The following is a 21,644-nucleotide window of genomic DNA, read 5'->3' as shown; positions in this document are numbered from 1 at the left end:
TCGACGGGTTCAATGGTGATCAGTTCATACCGAAGGCGTTTTCGATGATTTGAACAGTTCCGGTATCATCCACCAAAGCGGCGTCAAAGCGCGTGTTTGTCAACTGCCCGCCGGGTTCCTGTTCAAGATACTGCGCAGCAGATGCACAAATTCGATCCATCTGTCGACGGTTGATGCGAGCGGCGGCGGCTTCAAAACTGCGGCTTTTCTTGACCTCAACGAAGACCAACCCACCCGCATTGCGCGCAATCAAATCAATCTCGCCACCTGCGCCGCGCCATCTGCGCTGTGCGATTGAATACCCTCGGCGCTGGTATTCAGTGGCAACGCTAAACTCTGCCGAACGTCCGGCGTGATATGAAACCGAACCCCGAACAGATCGCCGCATGATTTCATCCTTTTCCCAGTTTCAGGGCCTTCTGATAAATCGGACGGCGCGGCAGGCTGAACATCTCTGATACCAGATCTGCTGCATCCCGTACCGAATGCGTTTCCAAGGCTCTTCTCAAGGCCTCTTCTACGTCAGCTTCCTTAACAGATTGCGAATGGGCGCGATCTACAAGCAAGACAACTTCGCCCTTGACGGACGCACCCTGATACTCAGAGGCAAGATCCGCCAACGTCCCTCTTCGGGTTTCTTCAAACTTCTTCGTCAGTTCACGGCAGAGCGCCGCCTGGCGCTCACCACCCAGCACTGCGGCTAGATCCGCGAGACAACCCGCCACACGCTTCGGCGATTCGTAGAAAACCAGCGTTCCGGGGACACTACGCAGCGCCTCGATTCGCGAACGCCGCGCGCCAGAAGCATTGGGCAGGAAGCCGGCAAAGAAAAAGGCGTCGGTCGGTAGACCGGCCAATGTCAGTGCGGTCAATACGGCAGACGGGCCCGGTGCACAGGTCACGTTATGCCCGGCCTCGGATGCTTGACGCCCCAGACCATAACCGGGATCGGCAATCAGGGGCATTCCGGCCTCGGATGCATAGGCAACCGATTGCCCCTGCGCGAGCGCATCAAGGATCTTGCCACGTGCGCCAGCTCCGCTGTGATCGTGATAGGCCAAAATACGACGCCCCTCGGGCGGCACGCCATGAATTTCCATCAACCGACGCAGGCTACGGGTATCCTCGGCAGCGATCATGTCTGCCGAGGCCAGCACATCCAAAGCCCTGAGCGTAATGTCGCGCGCTGTCCCGATTGGAGTGGCAACAAAATACAGCCCTGCGGCCAATCTGATCTTTTGGAAATTCAAAGCTGGACCCTCACAGCGTGACGTTTATTATCGCGGATCAATAGACCAAGGTGCCCTCAGACGCCGGATCAGGGAGTTTTCTTTTAGATGTTTACCGTTTGCAAGCCCGCACGCAAACTGGCGAAATCCGCCATCGCTCTGGCTACGGCCGCATTCCTCGCTGCTTGTGATACCGGAGGCTTGGGTGGAGGTCCTTCGATCGACGCCTCAGACCCGGTCCCGGTTGCGCTTCTGGTGCCAAGCGGATCGCCTCAATCTGGTGATGCCGCCCTTGCGCGAAGCCTTGAGAATGCCGCACGTCTGGCGATCGCGGATTTGCCGAACGTCAAGATTGACCTGCGAGTATATGACACGGCTGGAAATGCAGGAACAGCATCAAGTGTCGCACAGCAAGCCGTTGCGGATGGGGCTAAGATCATTCTTGGTCCAGTATATGCGCAGGCGGCCAATGCTGCGGGCCTTGCTGTTCTAAACAACAACGTCAACGTGCTGTCCTTCTCGAACAACACCAGCATTGCGGGCGGCAATGTTTATGTGCTCGGGCCCACATTCCAAAACACGGCCAACAGGCTCGTGAACTACGCCGGACAGCAGGGCAAGAACAATACTGTCATAGTGCATAGCAATGACTCGGCGGGCCAGTTGGGCCGGTCTGCCATTGCCACCGCGCTCAGTAACAGCCGCGTCAATAATGCGGGTACCGTTGGATATGACCGGTCTCAGCAGGGAGTGATCGATTCGGTTCCGACCATCAAGGCGACAGTCGACTCAACTGGCGCGGATTCGATCTTCTTGACTGCAACGACGGCGGGCGCACTGCCCCTCTACAGCCAATTGCTACCAGAGGCAGGCGTTTCACCGGCAACAACGCAATATATCGGCCTGACGCGCTGGGACATCCCGGCACAGACGTTGGAATTACCAGGTGTCCAAGGCGGATGGTTCGCGCTACCTGATCCTGCAAAGGCACAGACCTATCGCCAGCGGTACAATAATACATATGGCGAAGCACCGCACCCGATCAGCGGGCTTGCCTACGATGGGGTTGCCGCCATTGGCGCGTTGGTGAGCCAAGGCAAATCCGATGCCCTGACTGGGGCGGCTCTGACCCAAAACGCCGGATTTCAGGGTGTAGGTGGTATCTTCCGCCTGCGACCTAACGGTACGAATGAACGCGGTCTGGCGGTTGCCACGATCCAGAACAAACAGGTGGTTGTGATTGACCCTGCCCCACAAAGCTTCTCTGGCGCCGGATTCTGAGCGACTGGCGCTGGCCACCGCGTCTAAAGACGACCTGATCTGTTCAGCCGACGAGATTTTTGACAGCGTTTCCGTCGATGCCAGATTGTCCGATGCAATTAAAAACAGCTCGGACAACGCAGCGTTGCGCGCAGAAACAGTGCGTATTCTGCGAGACGCCCAAAAGGCTGGGCGCGAGGCGATTTCCGATTCATTTTCACAGCGCCCATTCGATGCACGCCCACTGGCACATTCCTATACCTATCTGACGGATCAGATGGTGCGGACCGCAATGCGGGTCGCAACCGAGCATTTGCACCCGCTCGCCAATCCTACTCGTGGGGAAAAAATCGCCGTATTGGCGGTCGGAGGCTATGGCCGGGGTGAAATGGCTCCCTCCTCTGACGTGGACCTGCTGTTTCTGACGCCCTACAAAATCACCGCCTGGGCCGAGAGCGTGATCGAATCCATGCTCTACATCCTCTGGGATTTGCGACTGAAGGTCGGGCATTCTTCGCGTACGATCAAAGACTGTTTGCGCTTGGGTGCAGATGATTTCACCATTCGCACCGCCATGCTAGAGCAGCGTTATCTCGTCGGGGATCAGACGCTTGCGCAAGAGCTTGAGGAATATCTGAAAAGCGAGCTGTTCAAGGGTACTGAGCGGGAATTTATCGAAGCCAAGCTGAAGGAACGGGATGAGCGGCACCTGAAACAAGGTGAGCGCTATATGGTTGAGCCCAATGTCAAAGAAGGCAAAGGCGGCCTGCGCGACCTGCAATCGCTCTACTGGATCGCAAAATATATCTACAGCGTGAAAGATGTTGCCGAACTGGTCCCGATGGGTTTGTTCACACCGGAAGAGTTCGGTGAATTCGTTCAGGCCGAAGAATTCCTTTGGGCTGTCCGGTCGCATCTGCATCTGGTGACCGGTCGCGCGACAGAACAGCTGACTTTCGATCTGCAGGTCGAGGTGGCGGATCGCATGGGCTACGAAGACCGCGCGGGTCGGCGGGCCGTCGAAGTATTCATGCAGCGGTACTTCCGCGAGGCGACACGTGTGGGCGAGTTGACCCGCATATTCCTGACCAAGCTGGAGGCGTCCCATATGAAGGGTGCTCCGTTACTGGAACGCATTTTTCGCCGTCGACGTCGGATCAAGGCCGGGTACAGGGTTGTTCATGGCCGTCTGGATATCGCGGACCCCGACAAATTCCTGTCAGACAAAGTCAATCTGCTGCGGCTGTTTGAGGAAGGCCTGCGTACAGGCATGTTGATCCACCCTGACGCCATGCGTTTGGTTACGGCAAACCTGAACCTGATCGACGAAGACATGCGCAACGACAAAGAGGCGCGGCGCATTTTCCTTGATCTGATGCTAAAACACGGCAATCCCGAACGGGCACTGCGCCGTATGAACGAGTTGGGTGTACTGTCGGCCTTCCTGCCCGAGTTCGAACACATCGTAGCGATGATGCAGTTCAATATGTATCACAGCTATACTGTGGACGAACACACGATCCAGTGCATCGTAAATCTGGCCCAGATCGAACGCGGAGAACTAATCGAAGAGCTGCCGCTGGCGTCCTCGATCCTTGAGCGAAGTGTCAATCGCAAGGTCTTATACGTTGCCTTGCTGCTACACGATATCGGGAAGGGGCGGCCTGAAGATCACTCGATCCTCGGCGCTCAAATCGCTCGCAAGGTGGCGCCGCGTCTGGGACTGAACAAGGCAGATTCCGAAACCGTGGAATGGCTGGTGCGATACCATCTGTTGATGTCCGATATGGCACAAAAGCGCGATATTTCTGATCCACGCACGATCCGCGACTTCGCCAAAGCGGTTGAAACAGTAAAGCGATTGGATTTGCTCACGGTGCTGACGGTCTGCGACATTCGAGGTGTCGGGCCAAATACCTGGAACAACTGGAAAGCCACATTGCTGCGTGCCTTGCACGCAGACACCAAGCGCGCACTGGAATCCGGCATGGAGGTTCTCAATCGTGCCAACCGTGGCGCAGAGGCGAAAAAGCAGTTGCGCGCCGAGTTGGAAAACTGGTCCAAAGCCGATCTGAAGACTGAAACCGGGCGCCACTACGATCCTTATTGGCAAGGGTTGAACCTTGCGACCCATGTCGAATTTGCGGAGATGCTGAAATCTCTCGAAGACAGCGGTGATCCAGGGGCGGTCGAGATCCGCTTGCATCCGGATGAAGATCGCGACGCGACCCGCGCTTGCTTCGCCATGGGTGACCACCCGGGTATCTTTTCTCGGATTGCCGGGGCGCTGGCTCTGGTTGGGGCCAACGTTGTAGATGCGCGCAGCTATACGACAAAAGACGGTTATGTGACCGACGCATTCTGGATACAGGACGCCGAAGGCCATCCGTTCGAAGCCTCTCGCCTTCCGCGTCTGACCCAGATGATCCACAAGACGCTGAAGGGTGAAGTGGTGGCAAGGGACGCCCTAAAGTCACGCGACAAGATCAAAAAACGTGAGCGCGCCTTTAACGTCCCAACACACGTCACCTTCGACAATGAAGGCTCGGAAATCTACACGATCATCGAGGTCGACACGCGTGATCGGCCCGGCCTGCTTTATGATCTGGCCCGAACATTGGCGGCAGCCAATGTTTACATCGCGAATGCGGTGATCGCGACCTATGGCGAACAGGTGGTTGATACATTCTACGTCAAGGATATGTTTGGTCTGAAATACCATTCTGAGGCCAAGCAGCGTGGCTTGGAGGCCAAGCTTCGTAATGCCATTGCCGAAGGTGCGGAGCGGGCCGCCTCATGAAGCCGATCCGCCTGATCTCGGGCTTTTTCACCGTTGGCTTCTGGACCCTCGCCAGCCGTATTCTGGGTTTCCTGAGGGAGATTCTGCTGACCGCCTTAATCGGCCCGGGCCCGGTTATGGATGCCTTTGTCGCAGCGTTCCGCCTGCCCAACATGTTCCGCCGCTTCTTTGCTGAAGGTGCATTTAATGCTGCCTTTGTGCCGATGTTCTCGAAACGCCTGGAGGGCGATGAGAACGCAGAGGGCTTTGCGCAGGACGCATTCAATCTGTTGGCGGTGGCTGTGCTGGCCTTGGTCGGTTTGGCGATGGTTTTTATGCCAGGCTTGGTCTGGATTACCGCTGAAGGTTTTTACGGAGACGAGCGCTTTGATCTGGCAGTGGACTATGGATACGTCGTGTTCCCCTACATTCTATTCATGTCTCTTGCCGCGTTGTTTTCCGGTGTTTTAAACGCGACCGGCCGATTTGCGGCCGCCGCTGCAGCACCAGTGTTGCTGAACATCTTCGCCTGTTTCGCATTGATCTTTGGAGCCATGTCAGGAGGGGACGTGATCCGCTGGCTGATCGCAGTCATCCCAGTCGCTGGTGTCGCACAGCTTGCTCTGGTCTGGGTTGCGACTGAGCGCGCCGGTATTTGTATACGGCCGGGTTGGCCGACGCTTAGTCCAGAAATGCGGCGTATGGTGCGGATCGCTGTGCCAGCGGCGCTGGCCATGGGGGTGACGCAGGTCAATTTGGTAGTGGGGCAGCTTGTAGCTTCCAAAACCGAAAAAGCCATCAGTTGGTTATTTGCAGCGGATCGTTTGTATCAGCTGCCTTTGGGAGTGGTCGGAATCGCAGTTGGCATCGTTTTATTGCCTGACCTATCGCGCCGTTTGCGCGCAGATGACAAAGACGGCGCCCGCAACGCGTTTTCTCGGGCCGGTGAATTCACATTGCTTTTGACGCTACCCTCAACGGTTGCCTTTCTCATCATTCCTGGCCCATTGGTCTCGGTTCTGTTCCAACGCGGCCAGTTCAGCGCCGAGGATACGGCAGCGACCGCTCTTGCCGTCGCTATCTATGGCATCGGGTTACCTGCGTTCATGTTGCAAAAACTGTTACAGCCGCTGTTCTTCGCCCGCGAGGATACAAAATCACCGTTTAGATACGCCGTGTTTGCGATGGCGGTGAATGCCGGGCTTGCCTTTGGTCTGTACCCCGTCGCCGGTTGGATTGCGCCCGCGATCGCAGCCTCGACCGCTGGTTGGGCGATGGTAGCTTTGCTGGCAATCGGCGCGCGGAGGATGGGGGACGAGGCACGGTTTGACGACCGATTCAAACAGAGAATCTGGCGGATCGTGGCCGCCTCGGCGGGCATGGGCGTTGTGTTGTTTGCTGCGATCCACTTGTTTGGATGGGCGTTTGGCATACCCGGCTGGCGCTACCTAGCGCTATTGATGCTCATCGTTACCGCAGCAATTGCCTATTTCTTGTTGGGCCACGTCTTCGGCGCGTTTAGGCTTTCGGAATTCCGAAATGCACTAAAACGAGGCTGAATTTGCACTAATCACGCCTTGTTTTGCTGAGAATGCGCGCCCAACCGCCCGGAGCCAGAAAGAAAGACAAGCCGAACCCGGTGGCAAATCCACCTAGATCGGCAACCCAATCCGACGTGCCGCCGAAGATCAAGCCGAACAGCAGCTGAATCCCCATAAGAACCGCAATCAAGCTGAAAGCGCGGGATTGGTTTTCGCCGACCAGTGAAAGCTTACGCCACAACAACCATGTGAACGCACCGATCAACCCGTAGACAGGCGGAAACCCCCCAACCAGAGGATAGGGCGGGTTCAGCAAAACGGCATAGGCCAGCGCTCCGCCCACGCCAGACACCACAAAGATGATCAGCATGGCGATGCTGCCAAACACCTCGGCAACCATTTTCCCCATTGCCAGTACAAACACGCAAACAAATATCGCTTGCGTAAAATTGGCCTGGACAAAGGGATAGGTCACAAAGCGGATCACATGTTCGAACGGCCAACGCCCGTTCTGCGCCATCCAGTCGAAGATATCAGGCGAGAACGTGTATTGCTGCAACGCGTCCAGTCGCCATCCAACCGCAGTTGGACCTCCGACCAGCCCACGGCCGCCAAGCATAAAAGCCAGCTCGATCCCCATGATGAACAGAACTAATGCCACCACGACCGGCGGCAGAGGGTTCACGGGCGGTGTATAATGCTCACTGCTCATTGGGCTGGCCTTTCGCGGCTGTTGACGTCCCTTTGCCTCATGGGTAAGCGACGGGGGCTGATTTTTCCAGACAGGAGTTTCCTTCGATGACCGAGACCCAATTCACGCCGCGCGTGTTTTCCGGCATCCAGCCTTCAGGAAACCTGCACTTGGGTAACTATCTGGGTGCACTCAAACGTTTCGTGGATATGCAGGGGCCGGAGTATGAGACCGTCTACTGCATGGTTGACCTCCACGCGATTACTGTCTGGCAAGACCCGGATCGCCTGCGTGAGAAGACTCGTGAAGTTTGCGCTGGATTCATTGCCGCCGGTCTCGACCCTGAGAAATCCATCCTGTTCAATCAGAGTCAGGTGCCCGAGCACACGCAGTTGGCCTGGATCTTCAACTGCATCGCCCGGATCGGTTGGATGCAGCGTATGACGCAATTCAAGGACAAGGCAGGGAAGAATGCGCAAAACGCGTCGTTGGGTCTGTTCGCTTATCCCGCACTGATGGCTGCGGACATACTGGTGTATCACGCGACCCATGTGCCGGTCGGTGAAGACCAGAAGCAGCATCTCGAACTGACGCGCGACATCGCAATCAAGTTCAACCATGACTATGGCGTTGATTTCTTCCCCGTGACCGAACCGGTCATCGGTGGCCCAGCGCCACGCGTGATGAACCTGCGCGACGGCTCGCGTAAGATGTCTTCCTCGGACCCGTCCGATATGACGCGGATCAATATGACTGACGATGCCGACGCCATCGCCAAGAAAATCCGCAAGGCCAAGACTGACCCGGATGCACTGCCCTCGGAAGTGAAGGGACTTGAAGAGCGGCCCGAGGCACGAAATCTGGTGAACATCTACGCTGCTCTTAGCGATCAGACTGCCGAGCAGGTTCTGGCAGAGGTCGGAGGAAAGCAATTCGGTGAGTTCAAGCCGATGCTGGCTGAATTGGCGGTTGAGAAGCTGTCACCCATCTCCTCCGAGATGGCACGTCTGATGGGAGAAGAGGCTGAGATCGACCAGATACTTGCCCGCGGGGCTGAACGGGCGCGTGCGCTTGCCTCCCCGATCTTGCAAAAAACCTACGAGATTGTGGGCATGGTCGGTGCAGGCAAGTCCTGATGATCAGAACCCGATCTAGAAACGCCGCCCAGTCCGGGCGGCGTTTTTGTTTGGCAGCCCATTATGCGGCCTTGGGGCACAGCATTTCATGCACAATGGATTCAGCGACCTCATGCGGGCTAACCGCTTCGATCTTGGCCCTCGTCAGGATGCGATCCATCGTCTGCTCAAGCGCCTTTAATCTATCAGCGACCCAAGCTTCACGCTCTTCCACGCGCAGGATTTCTGTTGCCACATTTATGATGCCACCCCCGTTAGCGACAAAGTCGGGTGCGTAAAGAATGCCGCGCTGGTGAAGCAACCGCGCATCGACAGCACTGGCCAACTGGTTGTTTGCGCCCCCAGCCACGGCGCCGACCTGCAACAACGGAATGCTTGTTTCGTTAAGGATACCCCCGATGGCGCAGGGGGCAAATATGTCGGCCTCAACACCATAAATCATATCGGGGGCCACAGCCTGAGCCGCACACTGTTCAGCAACACGTGCCGATTGGCGGGCATCGATATCTGTGACGATCAGCCGTGCGCCCGCATCATGAAGCAACTGACATAAATGCGCGCCTACATGACCAAGCCCCTGAACCGATACGGTCAGGCCATCCAGATCAGTTCGCCCAAAACGGTGCTGCGCAGCCACCCGGATCGCGTTGAATATTCCGCGTGCCGTGATGGGGGATGGATCACCGCTCGCAAATTCCCCGTCTGCCAGCCCTGCCACAAAGTCAGTCCGGGACCCGATATGGGCCATGTCAGCGGGCGTCATACCCATGTCTTCTGCGGTCCAGTACTGGCCGCTCAGGCTTTGCACCGCTTGACCGAAGGAACGCAGAAGATCGGGTGATTTATCGACGTGCGGATCACCAATAATAACGGCCTTGCCACCCCCCAGAGGAAGATCAGCTGCAGCGTTCTTGAAGGTCATGCCCCGCGCCAATTGCAAGGCATCATTCAATGCCTCAGCGGCATGCCCGTAGGGGCGCATCCGCACACCGCCTGCCGCAGGACCGCGTTGCGTCGAGTGAACTGCAATATAGCCCAATAGACCAAGTGCGCTGTCCTTGAATTCGACCACGCGCTCGTAATCTGGCACGTCTATGATGGTGATGTCCATTCTTCTCCTCCGGGCTACCCAGTGGAGTTTGCCATCTGTCGACGAGTGAATTTCACCTATTTATCGCTACCAGCAGAAGTATTTTAGGGGTATTCTTCAATCAACTCGAAAATGATGGAGTTTTTCACTATGGATGACATCGACTCCAAGATAATCCGTGCCCTCCAGAATGATGGCCGCATGACTGTTATCGATCTGGCAGACCATGTCGGGCTGTCCCCGACACCTTGCGCGCGGCGCTTGGATCGATTGCAACGAGATGGGATCATCACCGGGTACGCCGCTCAGGTAGACCCCGAGCAGCTTGGCTTCGGCGTTACGATTTTTGTCTCTGTCGAGTTGGAGAAACAGGATCGCAGCGCCATCGATTCCTTTGAAAAGGCAATTCGGCGGTGTGATGAGGTGATGGAGTGCTATCTCATGACAGGCTCGCGTGACATCTTGCTACGCGTCGTGGCCAAAGACCTCAACGCATTTGACGCCTTCTTAGAAAACCGACTGATGAAAATACAAGGCATCAGAAATCTGCGTTCAAACTTTGCCTTGCGCACCATGGTCAAACGTGAGTCGCTGCCTCTGTAACGCGGATAATCTGCTGGACCTTGCCTCGGCCCCAACCTAGGTTTCCCGAAGCTTGAGGGAGGGCGCAATGGCAGTCGGCAAAAACATCCGCACCTATTTCGAAGGTCAATGGCATGATGGGGACGCCCCGATCATGCGCGCAGCCGACCATGGCGCATGGCTTGGCTCGTCTGTATTTGACGGCGCCCGCTTTTTTGATGGAATGACCCCGGATCTGGATGCCCATTGCGCTCGGGTCAATCGCTCGGCCGAAGCTCTGATGCTAACGCCTTCGGTGACTACGGAACAGATGGTTGAACTGGTTCAGGAGGGGCTACAAAGTTATCCAACAGATACTGCAGTTTACATTCGTCCTATGTATTGGGGCATCGACGGAGACCCAACCGCAATCATCCCCCAGGAAGACAGCACTGGCTTCGCCATTTGCCTGGAAGAAATCCCGATGGCGCCCGAATCCGCCTCGGCCACGCTGACGACAACCCGCTTCCGTCGCCCCGTTCTGGAATCTGCCGTGGTTAACGCCAAAGCGGGCTGCCTCTATCCGAACAACGCCCGGATGTTGCAGGAGGCGCGTAGCAAAGGTTTCTCAAACGCGTTGGTTGCCGACGCGATGGGGCACGTGGCGGAAACCGCAACCGCCAATATTTTCATGGTTCGCGATGGAGAAGTTTTCACCCCGATTCCCAATGGAACGTTCCTTGCCGGCATCACCCGGGCGCGACACATCAAGAATCTGCGCGCCGATGGGGTGAAAGTGCATGAATCTGTGCTGAGCTTTGAGGACTTTCACGATGCTGACGAAGTTTTCATGACCGGTAACATGAGCAAAGTGACCCCAATCACCGCGCTGGATGACACCCAGTATCAGGTGGGTCCAATTGCCCGTCGCGCACGCGAGATGTACTGGGATTGGGCTGCAAGCAATCGCTGATCGACACCCTGCCCGTTTCAGTTGCCTCTGCGCATCCTCTGGGGCATGATCCCGAAAACAAACGAGGACAAACATGCGCAAGTTCCTAGTCGTTCTGGACGACAGCCGTGAATGCCTGAACGCCATGCGCTTTGCCGCAATGCGCGCGGCCCATACTGGCGGCGGGGTTACGGTTCTTTCGGTAATTCCGCCGGATGAATTCAACCATTGGATCGGCGTCGCTGAGGTGATGCGTGAAGAAGCACGAGAGCGTATTCACGCGCATTTTGAAGTGTTCGCCAAATGGATGCGTGACAAGCAGGGTGTCGAGCCCGAATTGGCCATTCGCGAAGGCGACCCGGTTCCTCAAATCATCGAACACGTCCAGTCCGACTCTGAAATTGGCGTGTTGGTGCTGGGCGCTGGCACTGACAAGAAGGGCCCCGGACCATTGGTAACCCAGCTAACCCGGAACTCTGGCAGTCTGCCTATTCCGGTCACTATTGTGCCCGGCGACTTAAGCAAGGAAAAGCTGGAAGCCATCACCTGAGGCACATTATGCCAGCAACATTGCAATTTTGGTTCGATTTCGCGTCGACCTATTCCTATCTCAGCGCTATGCGCATCCAACAGGCGGCCGCAGAAAAGAGAGTCGCCGTGGAATGGCACCCATTTCTTCTGGGCCCGATCTTTGCTGAACAGGGATGGAACAACTCGCCGTTCAATCTGTATCCCGCAAAGGGCCGGTACATGTGGCGGGATATGGAACGGCTTTGTGCAGCGCGCGATCTACCATTTCAGCAGCCCAAAAATTTTCCACAAAACAGCCTGCAAGCGGCGCGTCTGGCATTGGCACTCGGATCAACTAATCAACGTGGTGCATTTGTACGCGCCGTCTATTCTGCACAATTCGGAGCGGGACAAGACATCTCGGACCTCAAGGTTCTGGCGGAATGCCTTGCCAGTTCAGGCGTTTCGCAAGATGTGATGGAACAGATTGGTAGCCCCCAGATCAAATCCGCGCTGTTCGAACAGGTCGCTCGGGCCAAGGCTCTGCACATCTTCGGCGCACCAAGCTTTATCGCCAAAGATGAATTGTTCTGGGGTGACGACCGATTGGATGACGCGATTTCCTTTGCCGCATCAATTTAGAACGATTCCAAATCTTGACTTCCCCCGTCCGGACGCGCATATCAGATACACCTTAAACGGAGCCGCGCCATGTTTATCCAAACTGAATCCACACCCAACCCGGCAACTCTGAAGTTTTTGCCCGGTCAGACGGTTCTGGAAGCCGGCACTGCAGATTTTCCAAACGCTGAGGCTGCCGAGAAATCTCCGCTCGCCACTCGTATCTTTGGCGTCGCGGGTGTGACAGGAGTGTTCTTTGGCAATGATTTTGTCACGGTGACAAAATCCGATGATGTCCAATGGGATCACATCAAACCCGCCATCCTCGGCGCTGTAATGGAGCATTACCAATCCGGTCAGCCCGTCATGGGCGCAAACGTTGATGCAGGCGCAGGGCACGCCGAACATACCGGTGAAGACGCTGAAATTGTACACCAAATCAAAGACTTATTGGACAGCCGAGTGCGGCCTGCCGTGGCACAGGATGGCGGCGACATAACATTCCATGGCTTCGACAAGGGGATTGTTTATCTTCACATGCAAGGGGCCTGTGCGGGATGTCCATCCTCCACGATCACTCTGAAAATGGGTATCGAAAACCTGCTACGGCATTACATCCCGGAAGTGATCGAGGTTCGCCCCGTTGCGATCTGATCCAACCATCCTGGCATTCGACACATCGGCCGCGCATTGCGCGGCCGCTTTGTTGCAAAACGGTGTGATTGTTGCGTCCTGCGTTGAGCCCATGTCGCGCGGGCAGGCTGAGAGGTTGATGCCTTTACTGGAAGAGTTGTTGGAAGAGAACGAATGCAACTGGCGAGATCTGGACGCGATTGGTGTCGGGGTTGGCCCCGGAAACTTCACCGGGATTCGAATCTCGGTCTCGGCTGCCCGAGGACTGGCGCTTGGTCTGGACGTTCCCGCAGTCGGTGTATCGGGCTTCGATGCCTTGGCCGAGTTGGCCCCCAAAGGCCACTTACCTGCGATTCCCGCTCCTCGCGACCAAGTTTATTTGATGCCGGATGGAGCAGAAGCGCGACTGGTCGCGCGACACGACGCAGAACCATTGGGCAGACTATATCTTTGCGATCAGCCTGATCGGCAGGTTCGCACTATTGCTCGATTGGCGTCGCGGCGTTTGGCCTCGACGCCCACTCCACCCGCACCTTTATATGTTCGCCCTGCAGATGCCGCGCCTTCGCGCGACGTACCTCCGGTCTTGCTTGACGAATGACGCCACAGGAAATGGCTCATATCCATGCCGCCGCGTTCCATCAGAGCCGCCCTTGGGTTGCAGATGAGTTTGCCGAGCTTTTGGCAAATCGCTTCATCCATGCAATTGGGGACACAAGATCATTTGCGTTGGTTCAGGTGATTGCCGACGAAGCGGAACTACTGACGATAGCAACCCATCCAGATCACCAAAGGAAGGGATTGGCGCGAAAGATAATGTTAGAATTCCACGCCTACGCGGAACAGGCTGGGGCTTCGCGGGCGTTTCTGGATGTTGCCTCGGACAATGACGCGGCAATCGCTCTTTACGAAGCATGTGGATACGAAGCATGCGGCACACGCAAGCGCTATTACCTGCGCGAGAACGGTCCAAACGTCGACGCAATCGTCATGGAATGTCGTTTTCACGGCAATTAATCACTTTTTTAGACCATATGGTCAAATTTCTATTGACCGAAGCTGTTGCAAACAGCTTCAATTCCCGCCATCACAACATGTATGCTCGCTCTGAGTGGGTATCGGGGGATTCAGCCCCGGACCGATAATAGCCAACGGGAGTAACAAATGACCCTTATGAAATCTTTGATGGGCGCAGCCGCTGCGGTTGCACTGACAGCAGGCGCAGCCCTGGCAGAACCGGCCCTGATCTTTGATCTGGGCGGTAAGTTCGACAAGTCATTCAACGAAGCGGCCCATAACGGCGCGTCTCGCTGGGCCGAAGAAACGGGCGGTACATACCGCGAGATTGAGATGCAGTCCGAAGCACAGCGCGAACAGGCCCTGCGTCGTTTCGCCGAAGCCGGCTCGAACCCGATCATCACCATGGGCTTTGGCATGGCTGACCCGCTGGCCGCGGTTGCAGCTGACTACCCTGACACAACCTTTGTGGTAGTTGACGTGACATGGCTGGACGCCCCGAACCTGCGCCAGGTTGGCTTTGCCGAGCATGAAGGCTCATACCTAGTTGGCATGATGGCAGCGATGGCATCGAAGACCGGCACAGTCGGCTTCATCGGCGGTATGGACGTGCCACTTATCCGCCACTTTGGTTGCGGATACGCACAAGGTGCCAAAGCCGTGAACCCCGACATCAATGTTGTTGCCAACATGACTGGTACAACTCCGGCAGCGTGGAACGACCCGGTAAAAGGCTCTGAGCTGACCAAAGCACAAATCAGCCAAGGTGCTGACGTGGTTTACGCCGCAGCTGGCGGCACTGGCGTTGGTGTTCTGCAGACCGCCGCAGACGAAGGCATCCTGTCGATCGGCGTTGACAGCAACCAGAACCACCTGCACCCAGGTAAAGTTCTGACTTCGATGCTCAAGCGCGTTGACGTCGCCGTTTATGAAGCGATGAAAGCGGGTGAGGACGTCGAAACCGGCGTATTCGTCATGGGCCTGTCCGAAGATGGCGTTGGCTATGCTATGGACGAGAACAACGCGCCGCTGGTTTCCGACGATATGAAAGCTGCGGTTGACAAAGCTCGTCAGGACATCATCGACGGCAATGTTTCGGTTGTCAGCTACTATGAGAACGACAGCTGCCCGGCACTGCAGTTCTGATAACACACGGGGCGAAGGGTCAAACTTCGCCCCGAATGCACTCTGCCGCGATACTGATCGCGGTCCTTTCGGCAATTGAGGACAAGACATGACCGTCCCCGCCATTGAGCTCAAAGGGATTTCCAAAGCCTTTGGGCCGGTTCAGGCCAACAAAGACATTTCCATCAGCGTAGCCCCCGGAACGATCCATGGGATCATCGGAGAAAACGGTGCGGGCAAATCCACGCTGATGAGCATTCTCTACGGCTTCTACAAGGCCGACAAAGGTGAGATCTGGATCAACGGATCTAAGACCGACATCCCCGATAGTCAGGCTGCGATTGCAGCAGGCATCGGGATGGTTTTCCAGCATTTCAAACTGGTCGAAAACTTCACCGTATTGGAAAACATCGTTCTGGGTGCAGAGGATGGCGGACTGCTGGCCCCATCATTGGCGAAAGCCCGCAAAGAGCTGAAAGAGCTTGAAGAAGAATACGAACTGTTCGTGGACCCCGATAAGCGCATCGACGAAATTGGCGTTGGCATGCAACAGCGGGTTGAGATCCTCAAAGCGCTCTATCGCAAGGCAGAAATTCTAATTCTCGACGAGCCGACCGGAGTGCTGACCCCCGCCGAGGCGGATCAATTGTTCCGCATACTTGACCGGCTGCGGTCCGAGGGCAAAACGATCATCGTGATCACGCACAAGCTGCGCGAGATCATGGAAAATACTGATACCGTCTCGGTGATGCGCCGCGGTGAGATGACCGCGACAGTCAAAACCGCTGAGACCAACCCACAGGAACTGGCCGAACTTATGGTGGGCCGCAAAGTTCTGCTCCAGGTCGACAAGGTGCCCGCGCAACCGGGCAAACCGGTTCTGGAGATCGAAAAGCTCAGCGTCACCGATTCGGCAGGTGTCGAGCGCGTGAAAGGCATCGACCTGACTGTTCGCGCAGGTGAAATCGTGGGGATTGCTGGCGTTGCAGGAAACGGGCAATCGGAACTGCTGGAGGTTCTGGGCGGGATGCGTCCCGGACAGGGATCAATCAAATTGAGCGGGGAACCTCTGCCATTGCACGGCCCCGACTCGGACGGTCAGGCACGGCGCGCGCAACACATCGCGCATGTGCCCGAGGATCGCCAGCGCGAAGGCTTGATCATGGATTTTTACGCGTGGGAGAATGTGGCCTTCGGCTATCACCGCGATCCTGCGTATAAGCGCGGGCTGTTCATGGACAATGCCGCACTGCGCGCCGACACCGAAGCCAAGATTGAGAAATTCGACGTACGCCCGCCCAATGGCTGGCTGACCGCCAAAAGCTTCTCGGGTGGCAACCAGCAGAAGATCGTCGTCGCGCGCGAGATTGAGCGGAACCCGGACCTGCTGCTGGTGGGCCAACCCACACGCGGTGTGGATATCGGTGCCATCGAATTCATTCATAAACAGATCGTTGCCCTGCGTGATCAGGGTAAGGCGATTCTGCTGGTTTCGGTCGAACTGGAAGAGATCTTCTCGCTGTCCGACCGGATCGCCGTGATGTTTGACGGGCATATCATGGGCGAGCGTCTGCCCGCCGAGACGGATGAAAAAGAACTGGGCCTACTGATGGCCGGTGTTGCAGGAGAGGCCGCCTGAACCATGGAAAAAATGCCCAAATGGGCCGATGTGGTGCTGATCCCGATCATCAGCCTGCTGTTGGCCACAATCCTTTCGGCAATCGTTATTCTGGCCATTGGGGAAAACCCGATCGAGGCGGTCAACCTGATGGTCACAGGGGCCTTGGGTTCAACCTATGGCTGGGGTTATACGCTCTATTACGCGACAAACTTCATCTTCACCGGTCTCGCGGTTGCAGTCGCCTTTCATGCGCGCCTGTTCAATATCGGTGGTGAGGGGCAGGCCATGTTGGGTGGACTGGGCGTTGCCATTGTCTGTCTATCAGTCCCATGGCCGCATTGGACCATTGCATTGTTGGCTGCCTGTGCAGCTTCGATGATCTTTGGGGCAGCTTGGGCTGCAATCCCGGCCTATCTGCAAGCCAAGCGGGGCAGCCATATCGTTATCACCACGATCATGTTCAATTTCATCGCCGCTGCCTTCCTGAACTACATGCTGGTCAATGTGATGCGCCCGCAGGGGTCGCAAGACCCGGCGACCGCGCGGTTCCCCGAGGCGGTACACCTGCCAACATTCCAGTCTATGTTCTCAAGCGCTGAAAACATCGTTTTCCGGGGAGCGCCCGCGAATATTTCGTTCTTCGTAGCGATACTTGCCTGCATCGTGGTTTGGGCCCTGATCTGGCGCACGCGACTGGGATACGAAATCCGCGCCTACGGCCATTCGGAAACGGGAGCCGTCTATGCCGGTATTTCACCCGTGCGCATCACGATCATCGCAATGCTGATCTCGGGTGCCCTTGCAGGCATGATGGCTATCAACAATGTCATGGGCGAAGCAGAACGACTTGTCCTCAATTCGACCGAGGGTGCCGGATTTATTGGGATCGCCGTGGCTCTTATGGGTCGTTCCCATCCATTTGGCGTTTTCCTTGCTGCGATCCTGTTCGGATTTCTGTACCAGGGCGGCGCTGAATTGGCGTTGTGGACGTCGATCCCACGTGAACTGATCGTGGTCATTCAGGCGCTGGTCATCCTATTCACCGGTGCGCTCGATAATATGGTGCGCATGCCGCTTGAAAAGATCTTCCTGAGTTTTCGGAAGGGGGCAGAGTGATGGAATTTTTCGTTACCCTCATTCAGGTCCTCGATTCTACAGTTCGACTGGCCACGCCACTGTTGCTGGCTTGTCTGGCGGGTTTGTATTCCGAACGCGCCGGCATTTTCGACATCGGGCTTGAAGGCAAGATGCTTATGGCGGCTTTCTTCTCGGCTGCTATCGCCGCAGTAACGGGTTCGGTCTGGTTAGGGCTTCTGGCTGGGATCGGAGCCTCTCTGGTTTTGTCAGCATTGCACGGACTGGCTTCGATCACGTTTCGGGGCAATCAACTGATCTCGGGTGTCGCCATCAATTTCCTCGCTTCCGGTATGACGGTTCTGATCGCGCAAAGCTGGTTTCAACAGGGTGGACGCACTCCGTCTCTGTTTGGCGGCGGCCGGTTTGAGCCGATCAACTTCCCCTTCGCAGAAGCGCTGGAAGGTGTGCCATTCATCGGCCCGATATATTCCGAGCTGCTGTCAGGCCATTCAATCCTCGTCTATGTGGCGTTCCTGTTCGTTCCACTCACCTGGTGGATCTTGTTCCGCACTCGGTTCGGGCTGCGCTTGCGTGCGGTGGGCGAAAATCCCGCGGCGGTTGACACAGCCGGGGTATCGGTCGTTGGTCTGCGATTTGCAGCTGTGGCCATCTGCGGCATTCTCTGCGGTATTGCCGGTGCGTATCTGGCGACAGCCTTGCAAGCCGGATTTGTAAAAGAAATGACAGCGGGTCGCGGTTTCATCGCATTGGCCGCGCTAATCTTCGCAAAGTGGCGCCCTTGGCACGCGATGTGGGCCTGCCTGTTGTTCGGGTTGTTGCAGGCAATTGCGCTGCGGTTCCAGAACATCGATCTGGGTGGGGTCGTAATCCCGGTCCAGGTGATGGACGCCCTGCCCTACATTCTGACCGTGGTGATTCTTGCAGGTTTTGTTGGCAAAGCCATTCCACCACGCGCGGGGGGTGAACCCTACGCCAAAGAACGCTGATAGAGCCAGTTCAGGACTGCTCCTCAGTCCTGTTTGCTGCAGAGCGGCATACAGAGTTGATTTTGTATGTCGCAACCGTTCTAAGGGGGTATGCACGTATACCTCCCCATAGCCGAAGTTTCGGTCAACCCTTTCCTGCTGCTTGGAATTGGCGGGTTGGTTGGTGTTTTGTCCGGTATGTTTGGCGTAGGCGGGGGGTTCCTGATCACCCCTATGCTTTTTTTCATCGGCATACCCCCGGCTGTGGCGGTGGCCACATCGGCCAATCAGGTTGTGGCCTCATCGTTCTCTGGGCTAATGGCGCACCTGAAACGCAAGACCGTTGACCTTGAGATGGGCACCGTCCTGCTTGGCGGAGGGCTGCTCGGTGCGGCCTTGGGAATGGTTGTTTTTAACTTTCTGAAACATCTCGGCCAGGTCGATCTGGCGGTTCAGCTTTGTTATGTCGTGTTCCTAGGCGTGATCGGCAGCTTGATGTTTGTCGAAAGCCTGAACGCTATCCGTCGCGCAAGGCAGTCAGGAAGTACCCCTGTCGCCAAGCGCCGGCAACGGACATGGGTCCACGCGTTACCCTTCAAAATGCGCTTTCGTGCTTCGAGCCTTTATATTTCAGTGATCCCACCCGCACTGGTCGGGTTCGGCGTTGGTATCCTGTCAGCGATCATGGGAGTTGGCGGCGGATTTATCATGGTGCCCGCGATGATCTATATCCTTGGTATGCCCACAAAAGTCGTGATCGGCACATCCCTGTTTCAGATCATATTTGTGGCTGGGTTCACGACGATGATACATGCCTCGACAAACTACAGCGTCGATGTGCTTCTTGCGGTTCTTCTTTTGATCGGGGGGGTTGTGGGCGCACAATTGGGCACCCAAATCGGCGCACGTTTGAAGGCCGAGCAATTACGCATTCTGTTGGCTCTTTTGGTCATTGCAGTTGCTGCAAAAATCGGGTTTGACCTGCTCCTGACGCCGCCTGACTATTTTTCTCTCTCAGAACCCGGAGGAGTTTAGCCGTGTTGCAAGCTCTGCCCGCAAGCCACCCCGACCGCAAGAGAACGGGCCGGTCCAAGCCCGGTAACGCCAGTAATAACGTGACGGTATCATGCATATTTACCTGCCCATAGCCGAAGTCTCCGTAAACGCCTTCCTGTTGTTGGGTCTGGGCGGAATGGTCGGCATTTTGTCGGGGATGTTCGGCGTTGGGGGCGGTTTCCTGATGACCCCATTGCTGTTCTTTATCGGCATTCCACCCGCCGTGGCCGTTGCAACCGAAGCCAACCAAATTGTTGCCTCTTCATTCTCAGGGGTTCTGGCACATTTCAGACGCCGAACCGTTGATCTGAGAATGGGGACAGTCCTATTGGTTGGGGGGTTGGCAGGTGCTGCATTGGGCGTCGTCGTCTTTAACTATCTCAAAAGTCTTGGTCAGGTCGATCTGCTGGTCAAACTTTGCTACGTCGTCTTTCTGGGCATCATCGGCAGCCTGATGTTCGTCGAAAGCCTGAATGCAATACGCAAAACCCGAAAAGGCGGTACGCCTCCTCCGAAGCGGCGCCAGCGTGGATGGGTTCACGCCATGCCGTTCAAGATGCGATTCCGGACATCTGGCCTCTATATCTCGGTCATTCCACCAGTGATCGTTGGCCTGTTCGTCGGTGTCTTGTCAGCCATTATGGGGGTTGGCGGCGGGTTTATTATGGTGCCTGCGATGATCTACCTTTTGGGCATGCCAACCAAGGTGGTTGTAGGGACTTCCCTGTTTCAGATCATCTTCGTAACCGCCTTCACCACCATGCTGCATGCCACGACCAACTATACGGTTGACGTCGTGCTGGCCGTTCTGCTGCTGGTCGGTGGCGTGGTCGGAGCCCAGGTGGGAACTGTTATCGGGGCCCGGATGCCAGCCGAGCAGCTGCGAGTTCTGCTTGCCGCGCTTGTGCTTGTCGTCTGCGGCAAGCTGGCACTTGATTTGTTGCTACAACCTTCCGAGCTGTACTCGCTCGGCACGGATGGAGGACACTAAGATGTTGCGTTTGATTGTCCTTCTATCTCTGATTTGTCTGCCCGCTTTTGCCGCCGAAGAACAAGTTGTTCTGGGATTAAGCCAGGATCGCGTATCAATCACGGCAAATTTCGACGGCTCCGAGATTCTGGTATTCGGAGCTGTAAAACGCGAAGCCCCCATACCGGAAGGCCCCCCGCTTGAGGTTGTTGTCGCTGTCGCTGGTCCATCCGAACCCGTAACCGTTCGGCGCAAGGAAAAGCGATTTGGCATCTGGGTAAACACCGATAGCCTGGTTGTTGATCTGGCCCCTAGTTTTTATGCCGTAGCCACGAGCGCCCCGTTCGGTGAAGTACTGACTCAAACCGAAGATCTGCGGTACAAGGTTTCAATCGAACGCGCCATCCGCTCGGTGGGTGCCGATATGAATATTCAGGGCGCTCAGGACTTTTCCGAAGCCGTCATTCGCATCCGAGAGGATGAAGGTTTGTATTCCATCCGTGAAGACACTGTGGCGGTTGACGAACAAACTCTGTTCCGAACTTCGATCGAAATGCCGTCAGACCTTACAGAAGGTAGCTATGCCGCCCGTATTTTCCTGACGCGGGGTGGTATGGTTGTCTCAACTTTCGAAACATCTATTGATGTACGCAAGGTTGGGCTGGAAAGGTTCCTCTACAGCATGTCCCGCGAACAGCCGATCTGGTACGGGCTTATGTCGCTGGCGATAGCGATTGCAGCAGGGTGGGGTGCATCGACCGCTTTCCGACTGTTGCGCGAAAACTAGGC

22 protein-coding genes are annotated in these 21,644 nt (G+C 56.2%); 18 read left to right on the top strand and 4 right to left on the bottom strand.

What is annotated here, in order from left to right; all coding sequences use genetic code 11:
* Positions 1 to 19: 19 nt before the first annotated feature.
* Both ACR0KN_RS08730 and rsmI read right to left on the bottom strand, forming a co-directional pair.
* A complete protein-coding gene (locus ACR0KN_RS08730; RefSeq protein ID WP_480652844.1) occupies positions 20 to 388 on the bottom strand; it encodes a YraN family protein in 369 nt (122 codons plus the stop codon).
* A 4-nt stretch (positions 389 to 392) separates the two neighbouring features.
* Positions 393 to 1,250, bottom strand: coding sequence for a 16S rRNA (cytidine(1402)-2'-O)-methyltransferase (rsmI, locus tag ACR0KN_RS08725; protein ID WP_480652842.1), 858 nt, complete (start codon positions 1,248 to 1,250; stop codon positions 393 to 395).
* An 87-nt stretch (positions 1,251 to 1,337) separates the two neighbouring features.
* On the opposite strand from rsmI, the gene ACR0KN_RS08720 reads away from it, so the two are divergent.
* Genes ACR0KN_RS08720 through murJ form a run of 3 tightly spaced genes read left to right on the top strand, consistent with a single transcriptional unit; the run spans position 1,338 to position 6,827 of the window.
* Entirely contained in the window at positions 1,338 to 2,510 is a 1,173-nt protein-coding gene (locus tag ACR0KN_RS08720; protein WP_480652840.1) for a penicillin-binding protein activator, read from the top strand.
* On the top strand, positions 2,470 to 5,289 hold the full coding sequence (locus tag ACR0KN_RS08715) for a [protein-PII] uridylyltransferase (RefSeq protein WP_480652838.1): 2,820 nt from the start codon (positions 2,470 to 2,472) through the stop codon (positions 5,287 to 5,289). Before ACR0KN_RS08720 ends, ACR0KN_RS08715 begins: the two co-directional genes overlap by 41 nt.
* Positions 5,286 to 6,827 carry a murein biosynthesis integral membrane protein MurJ gene (gene murJ / locus ACR0KN_RS08710; protein ID WP_480652836.1) on the top strand — a complete coding sequence of 514 codons (1,542 nt, stop codon included), beginning with the start codon at positions 5,286 to 5,288 and terminating at the stop codon, positions 6,825 to 6,827. Before ACR0KN_RS08715 ends, murJ begins: the two co-directional genes overlap by 4 nt.
* A 7-nt stretch (positions 6,828 to 6,834) precedes the next feature.
* Here the strand turns inward: murJ and ACR0KN_RS08705 are convergent, their stop codons facing one another.
* Positions 6,835 to 7,521 carry a rhomboid family intramembrane serine protease gene (locus ACR0KN_RS08705; RefSeq protein ID WP_480652834.1) on the bottom strand — a complete coding sequence of 229 codons (687 nt, stop codon included), beginning with the start codon at positions 7,519 to 7,521 and terminating at the stop codon, positions 6,835 to 6,837.
* A gap of 86 nt (positions 7,522 to 7,607) precedes the next feature.
* On the opposite strand from ACR0KN_RS08705, the gene trpS reads away from it, so the two are divergent.
* A complete protein-coding gene (trpS, locus tag ACR0KN_RS08700; RefSeq protein WP_170474329.1) occupies positions 7,608 to 8,636 on the top strand; it encodes a tryptophan--tRNA ligase in 1,029 nt (342 codons plus the stop codon).
* Positions 8,637 to 8,697: 61 nt separating this feature from the next.
* Here trpS and ACR0KN_RS08695 read toward each other — a convergent pair whose 3' ends face one another.
* Complete coding sequence (locus ACR0KN_RS08695) at positions 8,698 to 9,747, bottom strand: Glu/Leu/Phe/Val family dehydrogenase (protein ID WP_480652832.1); 1,050 nt, start codon at positions 9,745 to 9,747, stop codon at positions 8,698 to 8,700.
* Positions 9,748 to 9,876: 129 nt separating this feature from the next.
* On the opposite strand from ACR0KN_RS08695, the gene ACR0KN_RS08690 reads away from it, so the two are divergent.
* The 14 genes from ACR0KN_RS08690 to ACR0KN_RS08625 all read left to right on the top strand — a co-directional run bounded on the left by ACR0KN_RS08690 (position 9,877) and on the right by ACR0KN_RS08625 (position 21,642).
* Positions 9,877 to 10,329 carry an Lrp/AsnC family transcriptional regulator gene (locus tag ACR0KN_RS08690; RefSeq protein WP_010442863.1) on the top strand — a complete coding sequence of 151 codons (453 nt, stop codon included), beginning with the start codon at positions 9,877 to 9,879 and terminating at the stop codon, positions 10,327 to 10,329.
* A 67-nt stretch (positions 10,330 to 10,396) separates the two neighbouring features.
* On the top strand, positions 10,397 to 11,260 hold the full coding sequence (locus ACR0KN_RS08685; RefSeq protein WP_010442862.1) for a branched-chain amino acid aminotransferase: 864 nt from the start codon (positions 10,397 to 10,399) through the stop codon (positions 11,258 to 11,260).
* Between the two features lie 73 nt (positions 11,261 to 11,333).
* Positions 11,334 to 11,789, top strand: coding sequence for a universal stress protein (locus ACR0KN_RS08680; protein WP_010442861.1), 456 nt, complete (start codon positions 11,334 to 11,336; stop codon positions 11,787 to 11,789).
* A gap of 8 nt (positions 11,790 to 11,797) precedes the next feature.
* Positions 11,798 to 12,391: a DsbA family protein gene (locus ACR0KN_RS08675; RefSeq protein ID WP_480652829.1), complete on the top strand. Its 594-nt coding sequence runs from the start codon at positions 11,798 to 11,800 to the stop codon at positions 12,389 to 12,391.
* A 69-nt stretch (positions 12,392 to 12,460) separates the two neighbouring features.
* Entirely contained in the window at positions 12,461 to 13,024 is a 564-nt protein-coding gene (locus ACR0KN_RS08670) for a NifU family protein (protein WP_170474317.1), read from the top strand.
* On the top strand, positions 13,014 to 13,604 hold the full coding sequence (tsaB, locus tag ACR0KN_RS08665) for a tRNA (adenosine(37)-N6)-threonylcarbamoyltransferase complex dimerization subunit type 1 TsaB (RefSeq protein WP_480652827.1): 591 nt from the start codon (positions 13,014 to 13,016) through the stop codon (positions 13,602 to 13,604). Before ACR0KN_RS08670 ends, tsaB begins: the two co-directional genes overlap by 11 nt.
* On the top strand, positions 13,601 to 14,020 hold the full coding sequence (locus tag ACR0KN_RS08660) for a GNAT family N-acetyltransferase (protein WP_480652825.1): 420 nt from the start codon (positions 13,601 to 13,603) through the stop codon (positions 14,018 to 14,020). The genes tsaB and ACR0KN_RS08660 overlap by 4 nt, the downstream gene beginning before the upstream one ends.
* A gap of 147 nt (positions 14,021 to 14,167) precedes the next feature.
* The gene (locus tag ACR0KN_RS08655; RefSeq protein ID WP_010442856.1) at positions 14,168 to 15,166 is read left to right on the top strand and encodes a BMP family lipoprotein; all 999 of its coding nucleotides are present in this window, start codon (positions 14,168 to 14,170) and stop codon (positions 15,164 to 15,166) included.
* Positions 15,167 to 15,254: 88 nt separating this feature from the next.
* The gene (locus tag ACR0KN_RS08650; RefSeq protein ID WP_480652822.1) at positions 15,255 to 16,784 is read left to right on the top strand and encodes an ABC transporter ATP-binding protein; all 1,530 of its coding nucleotides are present in this window, start codon (positions 15,255 to 15,257) and stop codon (positions 16,782 to 16,784) included.
* Positions 16,785 to 16,787: 3 nt separating this feature from the next.
* Complete coding sequence (locus tag ACR0KN_RS08645) at positions 16,788 to 17,882, top strand: ABC transporter permease (protein ID WP_170544552.1); 1,095 nt, start codon at positions 16,788 to 16,790, stop codon at positions 17,880 to 17,882.
* Positions 17,882 to 18,850: an ABC transporter permease gene (locus ACR0KN_RS08640; RefSeq protein ID WP_480652820.1), complete on the top strand. Its 969-nt coding sequence runs from the start codon at positions 17,882 to 17,884 to the stop codon at positions 18,848 to 18,850. Before ACR0KN_RS08645 ends, ACR0KN_RS08640 begins: the two co-directional genes overlap by 1 nt.
* A gap of 90 nt (positions 18,851 to 18,940) precedes the next feature.
* Entirely contained in the window at positions 18,941 to 19,864 is a 924-nt protein-coding gene (locus ACR0KN_RS08635; protein WP_170771918.1) for a sulfite exporter TauE/SafE family protein, read from the top strand.
* A 91-nt stretch (positions 19,865 to 19,955) separates the two neighbouring features.
* Positions 19,956 to 20,876, top strand: coding sequence for a sulfite exporter TauE/SafE family protein (locus ACR0KN_RS08630; protein WP_170474303.1), 921 nt, complete (start codon positions 19,956 to 19,958; stop codon positions 20,874 to 20,876).
* A gap of 1 nt (position 20,877) precedes the next feature.
* Complete coding sequence (locus tag ACR0KN_RS08625; protein ID WP_170544560.1) at positions 20,878 to 21,642, top strand: TIGR02186 family protein; 765 nt, start codon at positions 20,878 to 20,880, stop codon at positions 21,640 to 21,642.
* Positions 21,643 to 21,644 lie beyond the last annotated feature (2 nt).

This window comes from Ruegeria sp. AP7 (assembly GCF_056539905.1).
This window is presented reverse-complemented; position numbering and strand designations above follow the sequence as displayed.

Excerpts from the sequence above, each read along its gene's own strand:
- ACR0KN_RS08730 (WP_480652844.1), bottom strand. The coding sequence starts at position 388 with ATGCGGCGATCTGTTCGGGGTTCGGTTTCATATCACGCCGGACGTTCG.
- ACR0KN_RS08720 (WP_480652840.1), top strand. The coding sequence starts at position 1,338 with ATGTTTACCGTTTGCAAGCCCGCACGCAAACTGGCGAAATCCGCCATC.
- murJ (WP_480652836.1), top strand. The coding sequence starts at position 5,286 with ATGAAGCCGATCCGCCTGATCTCGGGCTTTTTCACCGTTGGCTTCTGG.
- ACR0KN_RS08705 (WP_480652834.1), bottom strand. The coding sequence starts at position 7,521 with ATGAGCAGTGAGCATTATACACCGCCCGTGAACCCTCTGCCGCCGGTC.
- trpS (WP_170474329.1), top strand. The coding sequence starts at position 7,608 with ATGACCGAGACCCAATTCACGCCGCGCGTGTTTTCCGGCATCCAGCCT.
- ACR0KN_RS08695 (WP_480652832.1), bottom strand. The coding sequence starts at position 9,747 with ATGGACATCACCATCATAGACGTGCCAGATTACGAGCGCGTGGTCGAA.
- ACR0KN_RS08690 (WP_010442863.1), top strand. The coding sequence starts at position 9,877 with ATGGATGACATCGACTCCAAGATAATCCGTGCCCTCCAGAATGATGGC.
- ACR0KN_RS08685 (WP_010442862.1), top strand. The coding sequence starts at position 10,397 with ATGGCAGTCGGCAAAAACATCCGCACCTATTTCGAAGGTCAATGGCAT.
- ACR0KN_RS08680 (WP_010442861.1), top strand. The coding sequence starts at position 11,334 with ATGCGCAAGTTCCTAGTCGTTCTGGACGACAGCCGTGAATGCCTGAAC.
- ACR0KN_RS08675 (WP_480652829.1), top strand. The coding sequence starts at position 11,798 with ATGCCAGCAACATTGCAATTTTGGTTCGATTTCGCGTCGACCTATTCC.
- ACR0KN_RS08670 (WP_170474317.1), top strand. The coding sequence starts at position 12,461 with ATGTTTATCCAAACTGAATCCACACCCAACCCGGCAACTCTGAAGTTT.
- ACR0KN_RS08660 (WP_480652825.1), top strand. The coding sequence starts at position 13,601 with ATGACGCCACAGGAAATGGCTCATATCCATGCCGCCGCGTTCCATCAG.
- ACR0KN_RS08655 (WP_010442856.1), top strand. The coding sequence starts at position 14,168 with ATGACCCTTATGAAATCTTTGATGGGCGCAGCCGCTGCGGTTGCACTG.
- ACR0KN_RS08650 (WP_480652822.1), top strand. The coding sequence starts at position 15,255 with ATGACCGTCCCCGCCATTGAGCTCAAAGGGATTTCCAAAGCCTTTGGG.
- ACR0KN_RS08645 (WP_170544552.1), top strand. The coding sequence starts at position 16,788 with ATGGAAAAAATGCCCAAATGGGCCGATGTGGTGCTGATCCCGATCATC.
- ACR0KN_RS08640 (WP_480652820.1), top strand. The coding sequence starts at position 17,882 with ATGGAATTTTTCGTTACCCTCATTCAGGTCCTCGATTCTACAGTTCGA.
- ACR0KN_RS08635 (WP_170771918.1), top strand. The coding sequence starts at position 18,941 with ATGCACGTATACCTCCCCATAGCCGAAGTTTCGGTCAACCCTTTCCTG.
- ACR0KN_RS08630 (WP_170474303.1), top strand. The coding sequence starts at position 19,956 with ATGCATATTTACCTGCCCATAGCCGAAGTCTCCGTAAACGCCTTCCTG.
- ACR0KN_RS08625 (WP_170544560.1), top strand. The coding sequence starts at position 20,878 with ATGTTGCGTTTGATTGTCCTTCTATCTCTGATTTGTCTGCCCGCTTTT.